Origin of the sequence: Sulfitobacter sp. HI0040, assembly GCF_001634885.1 — a bacterium.
Taxonomy (GTDB): Bacteria; Pseudomonadota; Alphaproteobacteria; order Rhodobacterales; family Rhodobacteraceae; genus Sulfitobacter.
The window spans coordinates 1-5728 of record NZ_LWEX01000042.1 but is presented as its reverse complement, the minus strand read 5'-3'; the positions used below and the strand labels follow the sequence as shown (position 1 = coordinate 5728).

Here is a 5728-nt window from a genome sequence, read left to right as displayed (position 1 = left end):
GTTCCACGCCTTCCTTCAGGCGCGCGAATTTCTCGGGATCCGAGGACGGCGTCTCATCGTCGTTGCGCACATGTGCGTGCACGATGGTCGCGCCCGCCTCGAACGCCTCGTGGGTGCTTTCCACCTGCTCGGACACGGTGATCGGCACGGCGGGGTTGTTGGCCTTTTTCGGCAGCGATCCGGTGATGGCGACGCAGATGATGCAGGGTTTGGTCATGGGCCCTCAGATGTCGAAGAACACGGTTTCGCGATCGCCCTGCAGGCGGATGTCGAAGCGATAGACGGGGGTGTCGCCGCTGTCGTCGCGGGTGGCGATCAGCGTGTCGCGGCGATGGGGCGGGTCGATGCGGCCCAGAACCGGGTCGGCGTCGTTGGCCGCGCCCTCGTCGTCGAAGTAGAGCCGCGTGTTGAGGCCGATATTGATGCCGCGCGCCACGATCCACAGGCTGATATGCGGCGCCTGCCGGGCGCCGCTCCGGCCCGGTCCAGCGCCCGGCTTCACCGTCTCGAAGAACCACGCGCCGCTGTCGAAATCGGCGATGACGCGGCCCCAGCCGCGAAAGCCCTCTTCGACGGCGCCGCTGCTTTCGGGGTGGGCATAGACGCCGGCGGCGTTCGCCTGCCAGACCTCGATCAGCCCGTCCTTCAGCGCGGCGCCGTTGCCGTCGATCAGCCGCCCCTGAACTCGGATGCGTTCGCCCTTGGCGTTGGGCCCGGCGATGTCGCGGCCAAGCTCATGATCGTAGATCTTGATGCCCGTATCGCTGGGCACGAGACCGATATGGACGTAAGGCCCCGCGGTCTGGGACGCGGTTTCTGGAAGATAATTCTGCGGATCGCGCATGGCTCAGTTCCCCTCCAGCCGGTTTTCGAACAGGGTCGACCGACGCCCGCGCAGCACGATGTCAAAGCGGTAGGCGATGGCGTCGAACGGGATCGTCTGGTTCATGTCCAGTCGCGCCGTCAGCCTGTCGATGGCGGCTTGGTCCGGGATGGTCTGCACGATGGGACAGATCGGGATCAGCGGATCGCCCTCGAAATAGCACTGGGTGATCAGCCGCTGCGCGAAGGCGCTGCCGAAAACCGAGAAATGCACATGCGCGGGGCGCCAGTTGTTCACCTGGTTGGGCCAGGGATAGGCGCCGGGCTTGACGGTGCGAAAGAAGTAATAGCCGTCATCGTCGGTCAGGATGCGCCCGCAGCCGCCGAAATTCGGATCCATCGGCGCCAGGTAATTGTCCTTCTTGTGGCGATACCGCCCACCCGCATTGGCCTGCCAGACCTCGACCAACGTGTTGCGCACGGGCTTGGCTTCCTGGTCCAGAACGCGGCCGTGCAGGATGATCCGCTCGCCGATGGCGCTTTCGCCGGCGGCGGCGTAGTTCGTCAGCAGGTCGTTGTCGCCCTCGGCAATGTCGGAATGGCCGAATCGGGGCCCGGTGATCTCCGACACAGTATTTTCCAGCGAGATCAGCGCCTGCCGCGGGCTGCGCGCCACTGATGTCTTGTAGCCTGGCGCGTAGGCGGGCGGGTGCAAGCGGCGGTCGCGCATGTAGTATTCGGCGGGGGTCTTCATGGGGTATCGCCTTCCATCTCGGCAAGGGTGGCTTTGGCCAGCTTGATCGCGTGGTTGGCCTTGGGCACGCCGGCATAGACCGCCACGTGCAGGAAGGCCTGCATGATGTCGTCCGGGCTGGCGCCGGTGTTCCGCGTCGCGCGGACATGCATCGGGATTTCCTCGAAATTGCCGGTGGCCGCCAGCAGTGCCAGCGTAAGCATGGACCGTTCGCGGTGCGGGATCCTGGGATCGGACCAGAGCGTGCCCCAGGCCCCTTCGGTGATCATAGTCTGGAACGGTACGTCGAACGCGGTCTTTCCGGCTTCGGCGCGGTCCACATGGGCGTCGCCCAGCACCTTGCGCCGGGTCGCCATGCCGTCATCGTATCGCTCACTCACGCATGTCCCTCTCCAAGCCTCGTCTCATGCAAGCGACTTAGTATAATCATCAACGCATAAATATTGAAAATCAGCGATATTTGTATAACCTTAATATTATGAATTGGCCCAACCGTCTGCACCTCCGTCACATTCGCTCGTTCCTAGAGATCGCGCGCGTCGATAGCATCTCGAAGGCCGCCGACGCTCTGAACATCACGCAGCCGGCGGTGTCTAAGAGCTTGAAAGAGCTGGAGCAGATCCTGGGCACGGACCTGTTCGACCGGGTGGGGCGCGGGCTGCGCCTGAACGAGGCCGGGCGCATCTTTCAAGCACATGCTGCGGCCTCCATGTCCGAACTCATGCGTGGACACGACCGGCTGGCGCGCGAAGGCGGCGCGCCCTCGCGGCTGTCGGTGGGGGTGTTGCCCACGGCTGCGGGCGACCTTCTACCGCGCGCGGCACTCGCCTTCCGCGACGCGGTCCCGAATGCCACGCTTCATGTGCTCACCGGGCCGAACTGGCTGCTGTTCAACCACCTGCGGGACGGGGCGGTGGATCTTGTGGTGGGCCGCATGCCCGAACAGAACGCGGCCACCGGTGTCACGTTCGAGCAGCTTTATCTCGAAGACGTCGTGCTGGTCTGTCGTCCTAGGCATCCTCTTTTGCGGGCCCCGGCGCCCAAAAGCGCTCTGCCGGCCCATCCGCTGATCCTGCCGCCGCGTGGCGCCGTGATCTCGGCCACAGTCGAGCGGTATCTCGCCAGCATCGGCTTGCCAGGCCTGCGCGCGGCCATCGAAACTGTGGCTCTGCCGGTGGGTCGCAAGGTGGTGAGGATGTCCGACGCGCTGTGGTTCATTTCTCGCGGGGTGGTGGCCGACGATCTGGACGACGGCAAGCTCGTGGCGGTGCCGCTGCAATCGCCGCTGCTGTCGGGCCCCGTCGGCATCAGCGTATCGCGCGCGGCGCCGCTCAGCGTGCCGCGCGACATTTTCGTGGACTGCCTTCGCAACGCCGTGCACGGCTGACCCGACCGTCACCCGTGCAGCCAACCGTGCAGGCGACCGCCGAGCCACGGCACGATGAAGGCTGTGGTCAGCCCCGTTAGAATGACCACGACCAACAGCAGTCCCACGGGCCCGGGCACCCGCTCGGTCACCGGAGCCAGCAGCGCGACCAACAGAACCAATGCCGGATAGACCGCCACGATGCTGAGCACCCAACGCTTCCACAAGGGTGGCGGCGCAGGCGGGCTGGGCAGAGCGCTGATCGGCTCGAACCAGACAGATGCGCCTGCCACTTGCTGACGCGAGATGTCGGTGATCGCCATGGATTCGATCCGGTCCAGAAGCGCGTGCCGCTCGGGCGAGGCGCGCCAGCTTTCGACCGCGTCCAGGCTGTCGAACCGCGCAAGGATGTAGAAATCAGTGCCAAGCCCGCCGTCGCGGCGGATCACGTCGAGGCTGCGAAAGCCCGCGGCCCGCTCGATCCGGCGGTTCAGCTCGGCCAGCTGCTCGGCGCAGGCCGCCGCGTCGCCATGGGCCACGCGCAGCGACACCAGGAACACGCCCGGCGCGTCGTTCAGGACCTGGCTTTGCAGCATCGGCGCGGCTCCTGTCTGGCGGCCTGGCCATTTGGCCTTGGATCGCAACGGAAAAAGACCACCCACGCCTCCCGCGCGGGTGGTCGATCCTCGGGGGAGAGGGCGCCCTTTACTCGGCCGCCTCGGCGGTGCCGCCCGGCGCCACCAGCGTCCGCCAGTCGACTTCCTTCGGATAGACGCCCTCGTGTGACGCGATCTGCGCCTGCGGCACGTCGGACTCGGTGCCGATGGCCCGACCGCCCTCGGCCACCTTGGCGGCGGCGTCGGCCATCAGGCGGCGGAACTCGACGATGGCCAGGTCCGACGCGCCCAGCGTGTCGGTGTGGCGCTGCACACGGCTGCCCATGGACACCCACATGATGATGTCTTCGTTGGGGATGCCGTCGACGCCGGTGAAATGGCCTTCCTTCATCCGCTCGCGGTCCTGATTGAAGTCGTTTTCCAGCGTGTTTCTTGTGCGCCATTTGTGGTCCACGTCCTTGCCGGGCACCGCGTGGTTGAAGGCGCGCCATTCGTCGGTCGACGGCACGTTCGGCCCGCCGAAGGCCACGAAGTGAAACGCGGTTTCATCGTCATTGATTGGCACGATTACGCTGGCCACCTTGTAGTTGTTATTGGGCGGGATCAGCGAATAGTAGGGCGCAATGAATTCCGTAATGCGCAGGTAGTGATGCGTCTTGGCCTTCTTGATGGGCTTACGGATCGCGGCGTAGTGGAAGCCGTAGCTGGTGGTCTCCGTCTGCATCCGCGGCGATTTGTCGGTCGAGGGGCGATACCACGATTTGTCGTCCGCAGACGCGCCCTCGACCCGCGCGGGCTTCATCGTCGACGAATGCAGCGATGAACTGTGCGCGCTGTCGATCTGGCCTTCGTGGATCTGCGCCCAGTTGGCGGGGATGCGGATCTTGAGGATGGCCACCGGCGTGTCCTTTTCCGGCGCGAAGGCCGGGGGCTGGAATTCGGGTATGTTGTCCTTGTCGCCCAGCCAGGCCCAGACGAAGCCGCCCCATTCCTCGACCGGGTAGGACCGCGCCTTGATCTTGTCCATGAGCGGGCTGCCCTCGGGCTCGGAGGACATGGCAACCACGTTGCCGTCCACGTCCATCTTCCAGCCGTGATAAAGACAGCGCAGACCGCAATCCTCGTTCCGGCCATAAACCAGCGACGCCTTTCGGTGGGGGCAGAGCTCGTCCAGCATCCCCAGCCGGCCCTTGCTGTCGCGGAAGGCCACGTAGCTTTCGCCCAGCACCTCGACGCGCAGCGGCTTGCCGTCGGGTTCGGCCACTTCCTCCATCAGGCACACGGGTGTCCAGTGCTGGCGCATCAGCTGCGCCATGGGCGCATCGCCGGTGACGCGGGTCAGCAGTTCGTTTTCCTCAATCGTCAGCATTGCATTCTCCTCGGAGGCGATAAGACATTACAGGGATATACTTAGCCATCTAAGTTTTTATCGTCAAGATCGTCCGCGCATGCGACGTGATCAGGTGTTGAGCCACGCACCCAGCCGCCGATGCAGCGCGGGCAGGATCAACCCGGTGGGTCAGCGCGGTTAGGCAAGCCGCAATCAGAAACAGCGACAGAAGCGTGGGGATGTCGCGGAAGAGCGCCCGGAAGGCAAAGGCCAGCACCACCAGCGGCGGATAGACTGCGACCCTGCTGATCAGCCAGCGTTTCCAGAAAGCGGGCGCCGCCCATCCCTGAGTAATCTTATGGGCCACAATGAGCGGCTCCTGTGTTCTTTGGATCAAGCGGCCCGGCGGCAGGGGGTCTGCCCCGACGCCGGGCCGCGCGTTACTCGGCCGCTTTTACGTCGGTGCCGCGACGCATCAGAAACGCGTAGCGCACCCCGATGGCCAGAATCACCGCCATGCCGCAAATTGACACCAACGGCACCGGGAACACCGCCGCCACGGCCGCCAACGTCAATGCCAGCCTTTCCACCGTCTTCAGCGGCGTGCCCACCGAACCTTCGATCGAGATCGCGATAGCTGCCGTGGCCAGCACCCCGCCGAGAAGCGCGAAGGCATTGGTCATCGTGTCGCCCAGCAGCAGAAGGCCGGGGTTGAAGATGAATGCGAAGGGCAGAAGAAAGCCCACCGCCGCCAGCCGAACCGCCGAGAACGCGATCCGGAACGGATCCTCGTCCGCGATGGCCGCCGCGGCCAGCGCCGCGACCGCGATGGGTGGCGT

At 65.2% G+C, this 5728-nt stretch carries 8 protein-coding genes and 1 pseudogene; 1 reads left to right on the top strand and 8 read right to left on the bottom strand.

The window, feature by feature from the left end; all coding sequences use genetic code 11:
- From A3728_RS04395 to pcaC, 4 genes are all read right to left on the bottom strand, one after another.
- Positions 1-217, bottom strand: a 217-nt coding sequence (locus tag A3728_RS04395; protein ID WP_150120640.1) for a 3-keto-5-aminohexanoate cleavage protein, incomplete at its 3' end; no start/stop codon positions are given.
- 6 nt (positions 218-223) lie between these two features.
- Complete coding sequence (pcaG, locus tag A3728_RS04390; RefSeq protein WP_067920622.1) at positions 224-844, bottom strand: protocatechuate 3,4-dioxygenase subunit alpha; 621 nt, start codon at positions 842-844, stop codon at positions 224-226.
- 3 nt (positions 845-847) lie between these two features.
- Positions 848-1576 carry a protocatechuate 3,4-dioxygenase subunit beta gene (gene pcaH / locus A3728_RS04385; RefSeq protein WP_067920619.1) on the bottom strand — a complete coding sequence of 243 codons (729 nt, stop codon included), beginning with the start codon at positions 1574-1576 and terminating at the stop codon, positions 848-850.
- On the bottom strand, positions 1573-1956 hold the full coding sequence (pcaC, locus tag A3728_RS04380; protein WP_067920617.1) for a 4-carboxymuconolactone decarboxylase: 384 nt from the start codon (positions 1954-1956) through the stop codon (positions 1573-1575). The genes pcaH and pcaC overlap by 4 nt, the downstream gene beginning before the upstream one ends.
- Positions 1957-2054: 98 nt before the next feature.
- On the opposite strand from pcaC, the gene pcaQ reads away from it, so the two are divergent.
- Complete coding sequence (pcaQ, locus tag A3728_RS04375; protein ID WP_067920615.1) at positions 2055-2963, top strand: pca operon transcription factor PcaQ; 909 nt, start codon at positions 2055-2057, stop codon at positions 2961-2963.
- An 8-nt stretch (positions 2964-2971) separates the two neighbouring features.
- Here pcaQ and A3728_RS04370 read toward each other — a convergent pair whose 3' ends face one another.
- The 4 genes and pseudogenes from A3728_RS04370 to A3728_RS22990 form a co-directional block, all read right to left on the bottom strand.
- A complete protein-coding gene (locus A3728_RS04370; RefSeq protein WP_067920613.1) occupies positions 2972-3538 on the bottom strand; it encodes an antibiotic biosynthesis monooxygenase in 567 nt (188 codons plus the stop codon).
- Between the two features lie 109 nt (positions 3539-3647).
- Positions 3648-4928 (bottom strand): Rieske 2Fe-2S domain-containing protein, encoded by a 1281-nt coding sequence (locus A3728_RS04365; protein ID WP_067920611.1) that lies wholly within the window; start codon positions 4926-4928, stop codon positions 3648-3650.
- Positions 4929-4977: 49 nt separating this feature from the next.
- Positions 4978-5256, bottom strand: coding sequence for a hypothetical protein (locus tag A3728_RS04360; RefSeq protein ID WP_067920608.1), 279 nt, complete (start codon positions 5254-5256; stop codon positions 4978-4980).
- A 73-nt stretch (positions 5257-5329) separates the two neighbouring features.
- Positions 5330-5728: pseudogene (locus A3728_RS22990) on the bottom strand (TRAP transporter permease); the annotation flags it as partial.

Bases quoted from the DNA above. Each gene is read 5' to 3' on its own strand.
- pcaG (WP_067920622.1), bottom strand. From the start codon at position 844: ATGCGCGATCCGCAGAATTATCTTCCAGAAACCGCGTCCCAGACCGCG.
- pcaH (WP_067920619.1), bottom strand. From the start codon at position 1,576: ATGAAGACCCCCGCCGAATACTACATGCGCGACCGCCGCTTGCACCCG.
- pcaQ (WP_067920615.1), top strand. From the start codon at position 2,055: ATGAATTGGCCCAACCGTCTGCACCTCCGTCACATTCGCTCGTTCCTA.
- A3728_RS04370 (WP_067920613.1), bottom strand. From the start codon at position 3,538: ATGCTGCAAAGCCAGGTCCTGAACGACGCGCCGGGCGTGTTCCTGGTG.
- A3728_RS04365 (WP_067920611.1), bottom strand. From the start codon at position 4,928: ATGCTGACGATTGAGGAAAACGAACTGCTGACCCGCGTCACCGGCGAT.